The 17,059-nt window shown below is 55.3% G+C and carries 15 protein-coding genes; 5 read left to right on the top strand and 10 right to left on the bottom strand.

Going from position 1 to position 17,059, the window contains the following annotated elements:
* Positions 1-46: 46 nt before the first annotated feature.
* Both Yoon_RS01915 and Yoon_RS01920 read right to left on the bottom strand, forming a co-directional pair.
* Positions 47-1,165, bottom strand: a complete 1,119-nt coding sequence (locus Yoon_RS01915) for a DNA alkylation repair protein (protein ID WP_238109645.1) — start codon at positions 1,163-1,165, stop codon at positions 47-49.
* Positions 1,165-1,944 carry an SDR family oxidoreductase gene (locus Yoon_RS01920; RefSeq protein WP_238109978.1) on the bottom strand — a complete coding sequence of 260 codons (780 nt, stop codon included), beginning with the start codon at positions 1,942-1,944 and terminating at the stop codon, positions 1,165-1,167. Before Yoon_RS01920 ends, Yoon_RS01915 begins: the two co-directional genes overlap by 1 nt.
* A gap of 94 nt (positions 1,945-2,038) precedes the next feature.
* On the opposite strand from Yoon_RS01920, the gene Yoon_RS01925 reads away from it, so the two are divergent.
* Positions 2,039-3,001, top strand: coding sequence for a Hint domain-containing protein (locus tag Yoon_RS01925; protein ID WP_238109646.1), 963 nt, complete (start codon positions 2,039-2,041; stop codon positions 2,999-3,001).
* On the opposite strand, the gene Yoon_RS01930 is transcribed toward Yoon_RS01925, so the two are convergent.
* Positions 2,998-3,555, bottom strand: a complete 558-nt coding sequence (locus tag Yoon_RS01930; protein WP_238109648.1) for a hypothetical protein — start codon at positions 3,553-3,555, stop codon at positions 2,998-3,000. The two genes, Yoon_RS01925 and Yoon_RS01930, sit on opposite strands and share 4 nt — an antisense overlap.
* 35 nt (positions 3,556-3,590) lie before the next feature.
* Positions 3,591-4,202 (bottom strand): hypothetical protein, encoded by a 612-nt coding sequence (locus Yoon_RS01935; RefSeq protein ID WP_238109650.1) that lies wholly within the window; start codon positions 4,200-4,202, stop codon positions 3,591-3,593.
* A gap of 87 nt (positions 4,203-4,289) precedes the next feature.
* On the opposite strand from Yoon_RS01935, the gene Yoon_RS01940 reads away from it, so the two are divergent.
* The 4 genes from Yoon_RS01940 to Yoon_RS01955 all read left to right on the top strand — a co-directional run bounded on the left by Yoon_RS01940 (position 4,290) and on the right by Yoon_RS01955 (position 8,707).
* Positions 4,290-5,888, top strand: a complete 1,599-nt coding sequence (locus tag Yoon_RS01940; protein WP_238109652.1) for a peptide chain release factor 3 — start codon at positions 4,290-4,292, stop codon at positions 5,886-5,888.
* A 143-nt stretch (positions 5,889-6,031) separates the two neighbouring features.
* Positions 6,032-6,469: a hypothetical protein gene (locus tag Yoon_RS01945; protein WP_238109654.1), complete on the top strand. Its 438-nt coding sequence runs from the start codon at positions 6,032-6,034 to the stop codon at positions 6,467-6,469.
* Between the two features lie 193 nt (positions 6,470-6,662).
* Positions 6,663-8,120, top strand: a complete 1,458-nt coding sequence (locus Yoon_RS01950; RefSeq protein WP_238109655.1) for a DEAD/DEAH box helicase — start codon at positions 6,663-6,665, stop codon at positions 8,118-8,120.
* Between the two features lie 47 nt (positions 8,121-8,167).
* Entirely contained in the window at positions 8,168-8,707 is a 540-nt protein-coding gene (locus tag Yoon_RS01955; protein WP_238109657.1) for a hypothetical protein, read from the top strand.
* A gap of 62 nt (positions 8,708-8,769) precedes the next feature.
* On the opposite strand, the gene Yoon_RS01960 is transcribed toward Yoon_RS01955, so the two are convergent.
* Genes Yoon_RS01960 through nuoL form a run of 6 tightly spaced genes read right to left on the bottom strand, consistent with a single transcriptional unit; the run spans position 8,770 to position 17,059 of the window.
* On the bottom strand, positions 8,770-10,434 hold the full coding sequence (locus tag Yoon_RS01960) for a ribonuclease J (RefSeq protein WP_238109659.1): 1,665 nt from the start codon (positions 10,432-10,434) through the stop codon (positions 8,770-8,772).
* Positions 10,431-11,204 (bottom strand): type III pantothenate kinase, encoded by a 774-nt coding sequence (locus tag Yoon_RS01965; RefSeq protein ID WP_238109660.1) that lies wholly within the window; start codon positions 11,202-11,204, stop codon positions 10,431-10,433. Before Yoon_RS01965 ends, Yoon_RS01960 begins: the two co-directional genes overlap by 4 nt.
* A gap of 14 nt (positions 11,205-11,218) precedes the next feature.
* The gene (locus Yoon_RS01970) at positions 11,219-11,977 is read right to left on the bottom strand and encodes a biotin--[acetyl-CoA-carboxylase] ligase (RefSeq protein ID WP_255698625.1); all 759 of its coding nucleotides are present in this window, start codon (positions 11,975-11,977) and stop codon (positions 11,219-11,221) included.
* On the bottom strand, positions 11,967-13,403 hold the full coding sequence (nuoN, locus tag Yoon_RS01975; RefSeq protein ID WP_238109663.1) for an NADH-quinone oxidoreductase subunit NuoN: 1,437 nt from the start codon (positions 13,401-13,403) through the stop codon (positions 11,967-11,969). The genes Yoon_RS01970 and nuoN overlap by 11 nt, the downstream gene beginning before the upstream one ends.
* 12 nt (positions 13,404-13,415) lie before the next feature.
* Positions 13,416-14,963 carry an NADH-quinone oxidoreductase subunit M gene (locus tag Yoon_RS01980; RefSeq protein ID WP_238109664.1) on the bottom strand — a complete coding sequence of 516 codons (1,548 nt, stop codon included), beginning with the start codon at positions 14,961-14,963 and terminating at the stop codon, positions 13,416-13,418.
* Complete coding sequence (gene nuoL / locus Yoon_RS01985; protein ID WP_238109666.1) at positions 14,963-17,059, bottom strand: NADH-quinone oxidoreductase subunit L; 2,097 nt, start codon at positions 17,057-17,059, stop codon at positions 14,963-14,965. Before nuoL ends, Yoon_RS01980 begins: the two co-directional genes overlap by 1 nt.

Consider the following 17,059-nt stretch of genomic DNA (forward strand, 5'->3'; position numbering starts at 1 on the left):
AAACATTGGTTCACCGCACCTAGCAAGCGCGGCTGATCAGGGCAAGCTAATGCAAAGCGAAATCGCAGGTTTGGGCGATCTTCCCATTGATTTGCACGTGAAGACGGTGGGCACCGGGATGCAGGCGAAATGTCGTGGCATTGCCTTTGAACTTATGTTTCTTGCTGATTATGATCGGCACGCCCGCTTTGGCCGACACCTGCTTACATTTGAACACTTTGGGAGAAGTTTTGCCCTGCGCCTTCACAAAGTCGATGACGTAATCGATGATCAGCGGCGCATCTTCTGCCGCCTCCACGATAAAAGAAATCGCGGCTGTCTCATCAATTTGGATGGGGTTGGGCGCAATGGTAAGTTGCGTCACTGTGACACCCACATCTGGCCGATATCCCAAGTGCAGCATCGCCGCTGGGTGCCCGGCTTTCACCAAACCGCGCAAAGCATGTCTGCGCATATAGCTTAATTCAGGCGTGGTCTGCGCGTCTTTGGTTTGCCAATCGGACAATCGCCCAATCACGGCGTCCGGGTCTTTTTTGCTGATATCGTTCAAATGGTTCGCGACTGACCGGGTGACAAAGCGGGTGTTATCCGCGTGCAACTGGTCCAACAACGGGAGGGCTTGCGCAGTATTCACCCCAATCCCCTGCCCCCAAGGCAATTTAGGTCGCGTCCCTTCGGAAACGAGCCTGCGCACGTGATAGCTGTCATGCCTGACCCAATCGTGCATGCGTTCCAACGTCGCGGCCTCATGGGCATTCAAGAACGCGCGAATAGAATATTCCATTGAAAACCGTTGGGTGATTTCTGCAATCAAGTCGAGGCTTATATCGCGGTGATCTGCAATCCCCATGGTTTCAACAACCACACCCAAAGGGGCGTAGATGAAATGCCCAAAATCATCGTCAGATTTGGTTCGATCAAGCGCCGGGGGTAAGGCCGCCAAAATGGCATCAGCCGCTGCCGGAAAATTGTTGGGCAGGTAGCGCACCAAAACCTCGGCGATCCAATTGATCCGCGCCTTCAGTTCGAGCGGGCCCATCTGCGCCAATACGTCGCTGGTAAAGGGGGCGGCTTCAAAGACGCCCGCCTTTTCAAAGTGATCACCCAAAAGGCCAACCGTTTCAGGATTGAACAGTTGGTCTTTCAGGCTAAACCCTTGTGCCATTAGATCGTCGCGTTCAGCGCGCCACCGTCAACCACAAGGTTTTGACCAACGATAAAGCCAGCCTGATTGGAGCAAAGGAACGCACATGCGGCACCAAATTCAGCCGCAGTGCCGTAACGGCGCGCGGGAATTGTTGCTTTGCGTTGGGCAGTTGCGGCTGCGATATCGATGCCTTGGGCCTTTGATACGCCAGCATCGAGGCTCGCGGCGCGGTCGGTGGCATGAATTCCCGGCAACAGGTTGTTGATGTTTACACCCTTTTGCGCGACCTGACGTGAGGTGCCTGCAACAAAACCTGTCAGCCCAGCGCGCGCTGAATTCGACAGGCCAAGCGCCGGGATCGGCGCCTTAACAGACCCCGATGTGATGTTCACAACGCGGCCCCAGCCACGGTCAATCATTCCGGGCATCAATGCTTTCATCAATGCAATCGGGGCCAGCATATTGGCGTCCAAAGCAGCAATAAAATCGTCACGGTCCCAATCAGACCACATCCCCGGAGGCGGCCCACCCGCGTTGTTCACCAAGATATCAACGTCGCCTGCAGCCGCAAGCAAGGCCGCGCGCCCTTCTTCGGTCGCCACATCAGCAGCGACAGTGGTGACATCAACACCGTATTTGCTACGGATTTCTGCTGCGGTCGCCTCTAGGGCCTCGGCCCCACGCGCGTTCAACACCAGGTCAACGCCCGCTTCGGCTAGCGCCTCTGCGCAACCGCGCCCCAAACCTTTTGACGAGGCACACACCAGCGCCCGTTTACCTTTGATTCCAAGATCCATCGACTCTTCTCCATTCGTGGCTTGGCGCACATCTAGCACCGCAAATACACCGGGTCTATTCCCTTCGGAAATTGTCACGTATATCTGAAGGGACATGACCAATCACAAACTGACCATAGACGTCTACCGCGCCGAGGATTTCACTGTCTGCGAAGGCGTGCGGATTGGTGAGCCACTGTCGTTTGCTGATGATTTGCTGATGGACGACCAGTTTCAGATGGGCGCGGATGCGGACATATTTGGTCTTGCGTTGCTTGATGATGGGCAAACGCTACGGCCCGCAGCGAGGCCGGATAACCTCGTCCATATCGATTGTTGTCTGACGCTGATCGCGCCAGACGGCGGCACGCATGAGGCGGTTATACTTGTCGAGGTGACAGGTGATCTCATCGCCGCTGTGCATGTGCTTGCGCTTGGCGATTTTACGCCGGCTACCGGCTACCGGCTCATCGGGGTTGAACGCCACAGTGCCACTAAACGGTTCGCGCAATCTGCTGGCGGCTCGTTCGCGCGCGGCACGTTGATCACGATGGGAAATGGCATGATGCGCCCCATCGAGGCCCTTGCCGTTGGTGATGAGATATTAACCCGCGATAGCGGTAAACAGCCGATCCGTATGATTGGGCAGTGCACATTGCGGGCCACGGGGCGTTTTGCCCCGGTCGTAATCACCAAAGGTGCGCTGCACAATGAAAACGATTTGGTGTTGCGCCCTGATCATCGGCTTATGGTTTACCAAAGGGCAGACTACCTTGGGGCGGGCCGCCCAGAGGTGTTGATCAAGGCCCGCAAGCTTGTCGATGGCACATCTGTCTTGCGCCGCAAGGGCGGGTTTGTGGACTATTTTCAGCTCATTTTCGATGAGCACTTCATCATCTTTGCCGAAGGGATCGCCGCCGAGTCGCATCTTATCGACCAGCGCAGCCGTGCCGCGCTATCGACAAATATTACCCCCAAGAACCATACCCCACGCGACCCGCAAGACTACGAATTTCAAGGTGATATTACGCCAAGCGCCGATATTGCTGACCTGCTACGTCGCGCATCGCGTGGCTAAGGTGTGCGCTCACCGACAAATGTGCCATCAAAGATATCAACAGTCGTGCCTTGGGTGATATCGCCAAAGGCCACCCCTGCGATCCCCTCCCATTGCGCGCCATAAAAATCGCCTGCGACGGTGCCATCAATGATGTAAATCGTCCCGCTTTCATCCAATGCGCCGCCGATGTCCGCTGTGAACTGATAATCGAGGCTGGGTACCGCGCCAGGGTTCATTGCCCCATTGTCGATCTGCAATGTGCCCGTCAAGGATATCGCATCCGAGGCTAAATCCGTCACGCTGCCCGTCACCGGGGTTCCGCCTGCGTCAAAGCCCAAGGTGACGTCAAACGCGCCCTCAAACGTTTGTGCTGTCCCGTCAATCGGCAGATCGAGCTGAATGAGCCCCGCATAGCTCGCGCTGCCTTGCGTCGGCAAATCACCAACCGGGGTCACGCCAAGCCCGGTCACCTCATCGTGCAACCCATCAAAACCCGCAAGAGCAGTTCCGCCCCCCGTGCCCCCGCCGCCACAGGCGGTCAGCATCCCCCACATGATCCAATGATATTTCATCGCATCAAATTGCGCGCAACATCGTTAACGTAAGGTTAAGGCGGCGGGGGCGTTTCTGCGACAACGACCAATGTCGCGTCTACAAGCGCGCCATTGTAGATCACCCCGGCCTCAAGATCAGAGGTGGTTAAAGCAGCCAGCGGATCCCCTAAGAAGGCGCCAGTCATGGTGCCATCAAACACCAATGTGTTAGTCCCTTCGGTCAGCACCCCGCCGTAGTCGAGCGAAACATCCGTCGCGATACGCCCCGCATCGATGGCAATTTCACCTGCATAGTCAACAACTTCACCCGTCGCGTTTGTGCCAAAAAACGCTGACATCGCCCCTGTCGCATCGCCTGTATCGAACCCAACCGTAACAAGCGTATCACCATAAAGCACAAGCGGCGCGCTGGGGTTTTCAACCCGTATCGTCGCAAACCCATCAAAATCTGCTGCCCCTGTTACCGGAATGGCGGCGTCAGGCGTTGGTGCCATACCAATCGCCCCGGTTTCCACGTCACCTAATACCCGAATGCGCTGCGCATCAAATGCATCCAAACGGGCAACACGCGGATCAATCCCAGAGCCGGGATCATCACCGCCGCCACCGCCGCCGCAACCCGCCGCAAACAAAACCAACACAAGACAAAAAATCTGTAATTTCATAAATCCCATCTAGACAGCAAAACCCAAAGCAATCGTTAAACGCGCAGTGGATTGCCCTTTGCCCGCCAACCGCATAAAGCATGCGCCATGACAAATCGCCTTGACCTGCCCGCTGAAATTGCCCGTCGCCGCACCTTTGCGATCATCTCGCACCCTGATGCGGGCAAGACGACATTGACCGAAAAATTCCTTTTGTATGGTGGCGCCATTCAAATGGCCGGACAGGTGCGCGCCAAAGGCGAAGCACGCCGCACGCGGTCTGATTTCATGCAGATGGAAAAAGATCGCGGAATTTCGGTTTCGGCGTCAGCGATGTCATTTGATTTTGAACAGTATCGCTTCAACCTTGTCGACACGCCCGGTCACTCTGACTTTTCCGAAGACACCTACCGCACGCTGACCGCCGTGGATGCCGCGGTGATGGTGATCGATGGGGCCAAAGGTGTGGAAAGCCAAACGCAAAAACTGTTCGAAGTTTGCCGTTTGCGCGACCTGCCGATCTTGACCTTTTGTAACAAAATGGACCGCGAAAGCCGCGATACGTTCGAGATTATTGACGAAATTCAAGAAAATCTTGCAATTGACGTTACACCGGCCTCTTGGCCGATCGGCGTTGGCCGCGAGTTTATCGGCTGCTACGATATCTTGCGCGACAAGTTGGAACTAATGGATCGGGCGGACCGCAACAAGATTTCCGAAAGCATCCAAATCAGCGGCCTAGAGGATCCAAAACTCGCCGAACATGTGCCCGCGCATTTGCTTGAAAAATTCCTTGAAGAAATCGAAATGGCAAAAGAGCTGCTTCCGGCATTGGACCCAGAGGCGCTGCTGAACGGGTCCATGACCCCGATTTGGTTTGGCTCTGCGATGAATTCCTTTGGCGTCAAAGAACTGATGGACGGCATCGCAACATATGGCCCGCAGCCACAGGTGCAATCGGCCCACCCGCGTGATGTCGCACCAGAAGAACCCAAAGTCGCTGGCTTCGTGTTCAAGGTGCAGGCGAATATGGACCCCAAACACCGCGACCGCGTGGCCTTTGTGCGATTAGCCTCCGGGCATTTTCATCGCGGCATGAAGCTGACCCATGTGCGCGCGAAAAAGCAGATGGCGATCTCGAACCCTGTTCTGTTCCTTGCCGCTGATCGCGAATTGGCTGAAGAGGCTTGGGCAGGTGATATCATCGGTATCCCCAACCACGGGCAACTGCGCATCGGTGATACATTGACCGAAGGTGAAGACATTCGTGTGTCCGGCATCCCGTCATTCGCGCCCGAATTGCTACAATCATGTCGCGCGGGCGACCCGATGAAAGCCAAACATCTTGAAAAAGCACTGATGCAATTTGCCGAAGAAGGTGCTGCGAAAGTGTTCAAACCCACCTTTGGGTCAGGCTTTATCGTGGGCGTTGTCGGTGCATTGCAATTCGAAGTGCTCGCCAGCCGGATCGAATTGGAATACGGGCTACCGGTCCGGTTTGAACAATCGCAGTTCACCTCTGCCCGCTGGGTGACAGGCGACAAAGACGCCGTTGAGAAATTCAGCGCGGCCAATAAGCAGCACATCGCCACAGATAACGACGGCGACACGGTGTTTTTGACGCGTTTGCAATGGGATATCGACAGGGTTGGGCGAGATTATCCTGATGTGTCTTTGACCGCTACTAAAGAAATGATGGTCTGGTAAGCAGCCCTAAGCCATTACCCGTGCGGATTGGATGATGCGCGCAGGCAATGCGCTTATTCTCGCGTATCGCAAAAGTAGCTATTCCATCTTCGCGCAGATCAAGTAATGTTATTGTATTACCCTACCTGCAAAAGAAGACACACATGGCTCAAGTCAGTTCTTTGGCGCTCGGCGCCGCACTCATCACTTCTGGGACCGTCACATGGGCACAATCGGATGATTGGGACCTGCTGCGCGGGATCGCGATCACCGAAACCGTGACCGATACGTCCTACCGCGTCGACAAAACATTCCCGGCGGCGATCGAAAACGGTCGCGAGGGCATGGTTTTAACCGGCTATGTCGTCCCTATCACGCCCGGCACAGACGTGCGCGAACTGATCCTCGTTTCAGATATGGGGTTTTGCCCGTTTTGCGGAGACCCAAACCACGGAGCAAGCGTACAAGTGATGCTCGACACGCCGATCAGCGGATTAGAAGAAGGAACACGGATCACTTTGCGCGGCGACATGACCCCCGTACGCGACCCGCAAACTTGGAACGCCGCCATCCTTGAAAACGCGGTGATTGTTGAATCCTAAATAGGAACGCCCCAAACGACGGTGCCAGACAGACACAGCTGACAACTGTCCGTGGCGTAAATGCTGCGTCGCTTGACGGTAAAGCCTAATTTCGCTATCCGCAGACGGGATGGCACGGGCCGTCAAGACCGGGGCGTTCGGGGAAATGCGTCCTTTCACAAATGCGGATCGATCCCGCACACTTAGGACGCACATGACGAAATTCACTGATTTGAACCTTGATGCCAAGGTTCTAAAAGCTGTAGCCGAAACAGGTTACGATACACCAACACCTATTCAAGCTGGGGCTATCGCACCCGCACTTGAAGGCCGCGACGTTCTTGGAATCGCGCAGACCGGCACCGGGAAAACCGCCGCGTTTACCCTGCCGATGATCACGCTTTTGGGCCGCGGACGCGCCCGCGCACGTATGCCACGTTCACTGGTGCTGGCCCCGACCCGCGAATTGGCGGCACAGGTTGCAGAAAACTTTGACGCCTATGCAAAATACACCAAACTGAGCAAAGCCTTGCTGATCGGTGGGACCTCTTTCAAAGACCAAGACAAGCTGATCGACAAAGGTGTTGATGTGCTGATCGCGACGCCGGGCCGCCTGTTGGACCATTTGGAACGCGGCAAACTGATCTTGACCGACGTGAAAGTCATGGTCGTCGATGAAGCCGACCGCATGCTGGACATGGGCTTTATCCCCGATATCGAAGAAATCTTTAAGCGCACGCCGTTTACCCGCCAAACGCTGTTCTTCTCAGCGACGATGGCCCCAGAAATTGAACGGATCACCAATACGTTCCTGTCCAATCCGGCGAAGGTCGAAGTCGCGCGTGCTGCCACGACCAACACCAACATCAAACAAAGCGTCGTGCTGTTCAAAGGCTCTTCCAAACCGAAAGAACCATCAGAAAAGCGCGCCTTGCTGCGTGATCTGATTGATAGCGAAGGCGATAGCTGCACCAACGCGATCATCTTTTGCAACCGTAAGTCAGACGTCGATATCGTCGCTAAGTCGTTGAATAAATACGGTTATGAGGCTGCACCGATCCACGGAGATTTGGATCAGACACACCGCACCCGGACGCTCGAAGCCTTCCGCGATAACAAACTGCGTTTTCTTGTTGCCTCTGATGTGGCTGCGCGTGGGCTTGATATTCCGGCAGTGACCCATGTGTTTAACTTTGACGTGCCAAGCCACGCCGAAGACTATGTGCACCGCATTGGCCGGACAGGCCGTGCCGGGCGTACGGGCACCGCGATCATGATTTGCGTCGGACGCGACGACAAAAACCTCGCGGACGTCGAAGCCTTGGTCAAAGAAGAAATTCCACGCCAAGAAGCCCCGGTCAAAGCGGCCCCTGCCTCCAAGGCACCGGCAGCCGACGCGGATGAGAAACCAAAGCGGACACGCACACGGACGCGTCGTAAGCCTGTTGAACCAAAGCAGGCCGAAGAGAATACACCTGCGGAACCGGCAGCCCCCGTTGCCGAAAAAGCCCCAGCTCCAAAGCAAGAACAAGACCACAAACCACGCGAAAACCGCCAGCGCGGCGGACGCGGACGCAATCAGCCGCGCGACAATGGCCCCGCGATTGTCGGTATGGGCGAAGATACCCCCGCGTTTATCGCGATGAGCTTTGAAGAACGTGCGAAGGGCTAATGCGCTGTACGCGCCAGTAACGAATACTTATAATAGCGCCAATAATTTTGGCACTATTCGCGTTGGGGTACTTCGGGCGTGGCGCACTATCTACCCATGAACCACGTGACCAACGGTTTATCTCGCTGTGGGATCAATATTGCGCACCATTCATCGAGGGCAATTCGGTACGCGGGTTTAATGGCCTCGTACCTTTAGAACAGTTTTCAGGAACAAACCGCTGGGCCGATCCAAGCAGCAAGCTTGTTCTAGAGATTAAGGATCATACGTGTGAAATTTCTGACGTTCTGCTCATGCTTTCGCCGCAAGAACGCATCGACGTAGAACAGAATTTCGTTGCCTATGTCGCAGAAAACTATCCGCAATATATCGAAATGGAGCAGCAATGGACTTCTGACTGGGATCTCGCCTACGATTGGAGAGACGTCACAGCAACCGCTCCCGCATATTGGGGCTATCCACCACGCGGCGTATCCGTTTGGGGCATTTCACTTGAACGTGCAGGAGAGCAAATAGGCTTCAACTATACCTCCGCATCTCTGCGCGGCTGGGAAAAACCCAAATTCAACATATCCGACGATCACTAGTTCTTTTGCCATGACCACGGAGTGCGGTATGGGCGAGGTCTGCCCTCGCCCGAATTCGCATATCAGCTCAGCCGCGACACAATCACTGTCACCTCAGGCTTTTTACCAATTTCAGCAGCGGCCGAGCGGCGCGCGATTGTTTTCAGCTCTTTTTCCAGCTTCACTTCGTCGCGCAGCGTTTTGGCGTTGGCGCGGTTCACGAATTGGCTCAGGTCTTGTTCGACCACATCGACCAGCGCCGCATTGTTTCGACCAGTTTCCGCGATGCCAGAGATTTCAACCCAAGGGTCGCCCAGCGGTTCGTCGTTTTCGTCGATGATCAACGTCACGATCATATGGCCGTTCAGCGCCATGCGGATCCGGTCGCGTACGATGCCGTCCATTGCGCCTATTTGCACGGTACCATCAAGATAAGTACGGCCTGTTTCGATATATTCAGCGACTTTGGGCGCATTGCCGGACAGGTCAATCATCATCCCGTTGACGGCAACAATCCCGGTCAAGCCTTTCGCATTGCCGACCTTTACATGTTCACGCAGATGGCGGTGTTCGCCGTGCATGGGGATCAGGATTTGGGGTTTGACGATCTCGTGCATGGTTTCCAGATCGGGGCGGTTTGCGTGGCCTGACGTGTGGTATTTACCACCTGCGTCATCAATCACATCAACGCCCAATTCAGACAATTGGTTCATGATCCGGATCACGCCGCGTTCATTGCCGGGGATGGTTTTAGATGAAAAGAGGAACGTATCCCCTTCTTTCAACTTCAGGCCCAAATACGACCCTTGCGCCAACTGCGCAGATGCCGCGCGCCGTTCGCCCTGCGATCCGGTCACCAGCAGCATCACGTTTTCACGCGGCATATTCAGCGCATCTTCAGGCGACACGACAGGTGGGAAGCCAGACAGAATGCCGACTTCGGTTGCCGCTTCGACCATGCGGCGCATCGCGCGGCCTAGCAATACAACTGAGCGCCCGCCCTTTTCTGCAGCAATCGCGAGCGTTTTCAAACGCGCGATGTTGGACGCAAATGTGGTGGCCACGACCATACCTGTCGCTTCTTTCATCATGTCCGCAATCGCGTCGCCAATCGTCGCCTCTGACCGGCCTTCGGCGGTTGAGAAGATATTGGTGCTGTCGCAAACAAGCGCCTTTACCCCGTCCTTAGACACTTCTTCCCAAAGCGCGGCATTCCACGGATCACCGACAACTGGGGTTTCATCGATCTTAAAGTCACCAGAGTGCAGAACGCGCCCTTCGGGGCTGTCAATCAACAGGCCTGCGCTTTCAGGGATAGAGTGGCTGATCGGCAGATAGGACACTTTAAACGGGCCACAATCGATGACTTGCGGGTAGACGTCGACGACGGTAACCACGCTATCGGGCAAACCATGTTCTGACAGCTTACGGCGGGCGATATTGGCCGTGAACGGGCGCGCATAGACAGGCGCGCCAAGCTGTTCCCAATAATGCCCAATGGCACCGACGTGGTCTTCGTGGGCGTGGGTGATAAAGATGCCTTCGATCTGGGCTTTGCGTTTCACAAGCCACGAAATATCGGGCAAGATCAGGTTCACGCCCGGCGTGCCGTCCATATCCGGGAAGGTCACGCCAAGATCGACCACGATCAACCGTTCCTTGCCCGGTGCGCCATAGCCATAAACATAAGCGTTCATGCCGATCTCGCCGGCGCCCCCAAGAGGCAGGTAAATCAGGCGGTCGGTCATGTGTTTTCCTTATTGTACTTATTGATCACGGTCAGCCCGTGCATCGTCAGATCGTCGTCATATGAATCGAACAGATTGTCCGCTTGTTGGAACAGGGGTGCGAGCCCCCCGGTTGCGATAACTTTCATTGGGGCATCGCGCTCCGCTTTGATCCGCGCACATATCTCGCGGACCAGCCCGATGTAACCCCAAAAGACACCAGATTGCATGCAAGCCACAGTATTTGTGCCCACAACACGCTGCGGCATGGTGATATCAACATGGGGCAGCGCGGCGGCGGCATTGTGCAGCGCTTCAAGGCTCAGATTGACGCCCGGCGCGATTACCCCACCGACATAGGCCCCGTCTGTGTCCACCACGTCAAACGTGGTCGCCGTGCCAAAATCCACAACGATCAGGTTACCGCCAAAACGATCATAGGCCCCCGCCGCGTTCACAATCCGGTCTGGCCCAACAGCGGTGCCTTCATCGACGCGCGGCTGCTGTGCGAGCAAGCAATCAGGTTTGCCCACCACCAAGGGGCGACAATTGAAATAGCGGTCGGATAGGACACGCAGATTGAATACAACGCGGGGCACAGTCGAGCTGATGATCATCTCGGTAATCTCAACGTCGAGCTTTTGCACAGCCATCAAAGTCGACAGCCAGACGTAGTATTGATCTGCCGTGCGCTGCCATTCGGTACTGGTCCGCCATGTCGCGATAAAGCTTTCTCCATCCCAGATAGAGAACACGGTATTGGTATTGCCGCAGTCAATCGCCAAAAGCATGGGTCATCTCCCGTCTAAAAATATACGTCAGCAGCCGCGATCAGACGTGCGCCTTGGGTCGTCTGCAACACAAGATTACCGTCCAGATCAACCGTATCAAAGCGCCCAGTGATCTCTTCGCGCCCGGTGCGGGCGGTGATCACCTCGCCCAAGCGCGCCGCCTTGGCGAGCCAGTCGTCGCGGATGCGCACAAAGCCAAAGCTACGCAGGTTTTCTTCTTGGGTCGCGTATGCCTGTGCAAGTACCGATAAGAAATCGACCGGGTCAACATCCCACCCGCCAGCGGTCCGCAAGCTGGTGGGCGCAAAGGCTGCGTTTTCGACCGCCTGCGGCACCGTGACAAGGTTCACGCCGATGCCGATCGACAACCAGTCAACTTTCGGCCCCTGCCCGCTGCTTTCGAGCAATATCCCTGCGACTTTTCCACCAGACAACAACACGTCGTTAGGCCATTTTTGCGCCAGTTTTTCAGGTTGCACATAGACAGATAGCGCCGCCGCCAACGCATTCGCGGCAACGAATGACCGTTGGGCCGCTTCGGCGAGCGCGCAATCAGGCTTAAATACGAGCGTGGCGATCAGATTGCCCGCAGGATCCACCCAAGGCCGCCCACGGCGACCGCGCCCTGCGGTTTGGGTATGTGCCATTATCCAAGTGGGGTGTTCTAAGGTCGGCGCGCGGCGTGCCGCCTCGGCCATCGTGCTATCCACGCTGTCGAGAATGACACGCGCATAGCCATCAGGCCAATGCGCGTGTGTATTGTCAGTTAACAAGCGCTTCTGCCGCGGCTTGGGCAATCGGTTCGATTCCGAACAGGTTGATCACGCCGATCAACATCGCCAAGGAAGCCGCCATCAAGAAGCCCCATAGAACAGGGTTCATCTTGCCATCCAATGGCTCCGTTTCTTCGCCAAAGTACATGTAGTAGACGATGCGCAGGTAATAAAACGCGCCGATCACAGAAGCGATCACACCCGCAACTGCCAACCACGCCAAACCGGCATCAAAGGCCGCACGCAGCACGTAGAATTTACCAAAGAAGCCAACCATTGGCGGCACCCCTGCAAGGCTGAACATCAAGACCAGCAGCGCAAGTGCGCGTAGCGGCTGGCGCTTGGAATACATCTTGAGGCTCTCGATTGAGGTCACCGGGCGGCCATCGCGTTCCATCCCAAGGATAAACGCAAAGGCGCCGATGTTCATGGTCACATAGATCGCCATGTAGATTAGCATCGCCTGCACGCCCAAAACTGTGCCAGCCGCCAAGCCCATCAAAGCAAAGCCCATATGCGCAATGGATGAATAAGCCATCAGACGTTTGATGTCTTTTTGTCCAATCGCTGCTACCGCGCCAAGGAACATGGACACGACCGCAAGCAAAGCTACGATCTGCTGCCAATCGGACACGATGTGGCCAAATGCATCATGCACAACCCGCGCAAACATCGCCATCGCCGCGAATTTTGGCGCAGTCGCAAAGAAAGCCGTCACAGGTGTTGGCGAACCTTCGTAAACATCCGGCGTCCACATGTGGAATGGTGCCGCCGATACTTTGAACGCAAGCCCAGAGATCAAGAACACGATGCCGAATAGCAGCCCCAGTGATGGGTGATGCGCGCTCGCCTCGATGATGCCGCTGAACAATGTGGTGCCCGCAAAACCATAGGTCAGGGACGCGCCGTATAGCAGCAGCCCCGATGATAGCGCGCCCAACACAAAGTATTTTAGCCCGGCTTCGGTCGATTTGACACTATCGCGGCGCAACGACGCCACAACGTAAAGTGACAGCGATTGAAGCTCTAGCCCCATATACAGCGCCATCAGATCGCCAGCCGAAACCATGACCATCATCCCCACGACCGACAAGGCCACAAGGATCGGGTATTCAAAGCGCAGCAACCCGCGGCGCTTCATATAGGCTTCGGACATCATCAAAACAGCCGCAGCAGATAGCAATATCGCAATCTTCGCAAAGCGCGAGAAGGCATCATCGTTGAACATGCCGTCAAAAGCAGTCTGTGTCCCCTGCCCGTTCACGCCGATCCAGAGCGCCAAAAGGACAAAGAGCCCAGATGTCACCCATGTCAGCAAGGACGCGGATTTGTCTTTGTTGGTGTAAACCGCCGCCAGCAAGGCCAGCATGGCATAGATAGCCAGCAGGATTTCAGGCATGACGATTTGGATATCTGCGGAAATCATGTCATCCGTTCCTTAATGCGACGCTACTGGGGTGACAGGCGCAAAGCCCGCGACCGCCGTTTCGTAATTTTCAACCAATGCTTCGACGCTTGGCCCGATAATATCAAGAACCAGCGCGGGGTAGACACCCAACAGCAATGTCATGGTAACCAGTGGGACAAAGATCAGCTTTTCGCGCTTGGTCATATCTGTGATCGACTTCAGGCTTTCTTTGATCAGATCGCCCATCACAACCCGGCGGTACAGCCACAGCGCATAAGCCGCCGAGAAAATAACGCCCGTTGTTGCGATCGCCGCCACCCAGGTGTTTACTTGGAAGATACCGATCAGGACCAAGAATTCGCCGATAAACCCAGATGTCCCCGGCAGGCCAACATTGGCCATGGTAAAGAACATAAAGATCAACGCATAGGCCGGCATCCGGTTCACCAGACCGCCATAGGCGTCGATGTCGCGGGTGTGCATCCGGTCATAAATCACGCCAACACATAGGAACAACGCGCCAGAGATAAAGCCGTGGCTGATCATCTGGAAGATCGCGCCGTCGATGCCTTGTTGGTTAACGGCAAAGATCCCCATCGTCACGTACCCCATGTGGGCGACCGATGAATAGGCGATCAGCTTTTTCATGTCCTCTTGGACCAGTGCGACAAGCGAAGTGTATACAATCGCGATTGCCGACAGCCAAAGCACCAGCGGCCCCATGACCTCTGATCCGATTGGGAACATTGGCAAGCTGAACCGCAAGAAACCGTAGCCACCCATTTTCAGCAGGATCGCCGCCAGCACGACAGAACCCGCTGTCGGGGCTTGCACGTGCGCGTCAGGCAACCAAGTGTGAACCGGCCACATTGGCATTTTCACGGCAAAGGATGCAAAGAACGCAATCCACATCAAGGTCTGCGCCCCCCCCATGATGTTCAGGCCAAGCACTGTGATTGGGTCGGAGGCAAAGCTGACTTCTGGGGACAGCAGCAGCGCGATGTCGGTGGTGCCCGCGTGATAGAACATCGCGACCATCGCCACCAGCATCAGCACAGAGCCAAGGAACGTATAGAGGAAGAACTTGAAAGATGCGTAAATCCGGTTCTTGCCGCCCCAAATTCCGATGATCAAGAACATTGGGATCAGGCCAGCCTCAAAGAACAGATAGAACAGAACCAGATCGAGCGCCATGAACACGCCCAACATCAATGTTTCCAAAAGCAGGAACGCGATCATGTATTCTTTGACGCGTGTGGTCACATTCCAGCAGGACGCAAATACCAGTGGCATCAGGAATGTGGTCAGCATCACAAACAGGATGCTGATCCCATCAACACCCATCTTATATTGCAGACCTGCCAACCATGTGCGCTCTTCAACAAACTGAAAACCCGTGTCAGACGGATCAAAGTTCGACAGGATAAACAAGGATACGACAAAGGTGACCAGCGATGTGCTCATCGCCACCCATTTGGCGTTTTTCTGCGCCGCTGCGTCATCGCCACGCAAAAGCAATGCAAGAATGATAGCCCCGCCCAGCGGGATGAAGGTCGTAAGCGAAAGGATATTGCTCATTAGTGCGCCCCCCCTGACATCGACACAATGGTCAGCAGCACCGTGATCCCGATAACCATGCCCAATGCATAGGTGAACACATAGCCAGACTGCGCGCGCCCGGCGAGCCTTGTGAAGAATGGAATGATGCCCATGGCCAAACCGTTAATCCCACCATCAATTAGTTGCGTATCTCCGCGTTTCCAGAAGAACCGCCCAATGGCCATCGCAGGCCGTACAAAGATCAGATCGTACAGCTCGTCAAAGTACCATTTGTTCAGCAAGAACCGATAAAGCGGTGCTTGTTGCGTCGCCAGTTTGCCCGGCAGATCAGGACGACGGATATACATCAAGAACGCGAGGCCAAAGCCCAAGATCATCGCAACGAAAGGCGATACCTTGACCCATGTCGGCGCATGGTGCGCATCGTCCATCACGTGGTTGTCGTCGGCCATAAAGATGGCACCCTTACCTGGTACTGAGGCATGCTCTGCATCCGTTGCGTGATCGTCAGCGTGGTCATCGGTCGCGTGATCATCACCATGCGCGTCGGTTTCACCGTGGCCGTCATCCGCGTGCATTTCCGCGTCAGCAATCCCAAAGAAAGTTTCGACCTTATGGTGATCCCCAAAGAATGAATTATACCAAAGCATCCCAGAGAACACCGCACCAAGCCCAAGAACCCCCAGCGGGATCAACATAACCATTGGGCTTTCATGCGCGTGATCATGCGTATGCTTGTCACCGCGCGGCGTGCCATAGAAGGTCAGGAACATCAGGCGCCAGCTGTAAAAACTGGTCATGAAGGCCGCAATCACAAGCATCCAGAACGCATAGCCACCGGATGTGCCTGCAAAGGCGCTCTCGATCACCGCATCTTTGGACAAGAAGCCCGCGAAACCGATGTGTGTCAGCGGAATACCAACACCGGTAATCGCCAAGGTGCCGATCATCATCGCCCAGAACGTATAGGGGATCTTTTTGCGCAGACCGCCATAGTTCCGCATGTCTTGTTCGTGGTGCATCGCGTGGATCACAGAGCCCGCACCAAGGAACAACATCGCTTTAAAGAACGCATGTGTCAGCAGGTGGAACATCGCGACCGAATAGACGCCAACACCGGCAGCCACGAACATATAGCCCAGCTGCGAACAGGTTGAATAGGCGATGACACGTTTGATGTCGTTTTGCACAAGGCCCACGGTCGCCGCGAAGAACGCGGTTGTGGCACCCAAGAAAACGATAAACGCAGTGGTTTCTGGCGCGTATTCCATCAGCGGTGACATGCGGCACACAAGGAAGACACCAGCCGTAACCATGGTCGCGGCGTGGATCAGCGCGGAAACAGGCGTTGGCCCTTCCATCGCGTCCGGCAACCATGTGTGCAAAATCAACTGCGCCGATTTGCCCATCGCGCCGATGAACAACAACATCGCGATCAGGTTGGCCGCATTCCAGTCACGCCACAAGAAATGCAAGTTTTGTTCAGCCAGATGCGGCACAGCTGCAAAGATATCATCAAAGCGAATGCTATCCGTCATCATATAAAGCGCAAAGATACCTAGCGCGAAACCAAAGTCGCCAACCCGGTTGACGACAAAGGCCTTCATCGCAGCAGCGCCCGCAGATGGTTTCTTATAATAAAAACCAATCAGCAAATAGGATGCAACGCCCACGCCTTCCCAGCCAAAGAACATCTGTACGAGGTTGTCAGAGGTCACCAGCATCAACATCGCAAAGGTAAAGAACGACAGGTAGGCAAAGAATCGCGCCTTGTAGTTCTGGCCTTCACTAAAGTGTTCGTCATGGGCCATGTAGCCGAATGAATACAGATGCACGAGCGCCGAAACTGTCGTGATCACAATCAGCATGATCGCGGTCAAACGGTCCATACGGATTGACCAATCGGTCGACAGTGTGCCGCTCTCGATCCAGCGCAGGATGTGGATCGTCTCTGTGGTGCCGTCAAACGTCAGGAACACAATCCATGATAGGAACGCAGCCAAGAACAGCAGGCCCGTGGTTACCCACTGCGCGGCGGTTTCGCCGATCATTCTCCAACCGAAGCCGCCAATAAGCGCGCCCACAAGCGGAGCAAATAGAATGGTGGTTTCCAT

It is taken from the genome of Yoonia sp. I 8.24 (genome assembly GCF_022096995.1).
GTDB lineage: Bacteria > Pseudomonadota > Alphaproteobacteria > Rhodobacterales > Rhodobacteraceae > Yoonia.